This is a genomic window from Metalysinibacillus jejuensis (genome assembly GCF_003057615.1).
In the GTDB taxonomy this organism is placed as follows: Bacteria; Bacillota; Bacilli; order Bacillales_A; family Planococcaceae; genus Metalysinibacillus; species Metalysinibacillus jejuensis.
In genome coordinates, this window is record NZ_QAFW01000200.1 from 1 (window position 1) to 347 (window position 347).

The 347-nt window shown below is 39.2% G+C and carries 1 pseudogene; it reads left to right on the top strand.

Annotation, left to right across the window (positions count from 1 at the left end):
• Positions 1-105: 105 nt before the first annotated feature.
• Positions 106-347, top strand: a pseudogene (locus DDE80_RS14875) (IS4 family transposase); the annotation flags it as partial.

A 347-nucleotide genomic window follows, 5' to 3' on the forward strand; every position in this document is an offset into this window, starting at 1 on the left:
CACGTCTGTTGATTAACTAAATTTTCCTATAAAAAACTAATAAAAAAGAGAGATTCCATGTAAAATGTAAGTTACCACACCAACATTTACGAGGAGGAATCTCTCATGGCTAAGAATACCACGATTTTCACATTACTTCAAAACTTTATTTCACAGGAAGAGCTGGACGGGATTCTAGCTGAGTTTCAGTTTGAAGATACGGCTCGTAAATGTAATGTAGCGACACTTTTAGACTACTTGGTTGGTGCTGCTACATTTGAATGGAAAAGTATGCGCCACGCTGCGGATGTTGCACCCGCACACGGCTTAAAATCAGTGGACTATTCGACACTTTCAAAACGTTTAGG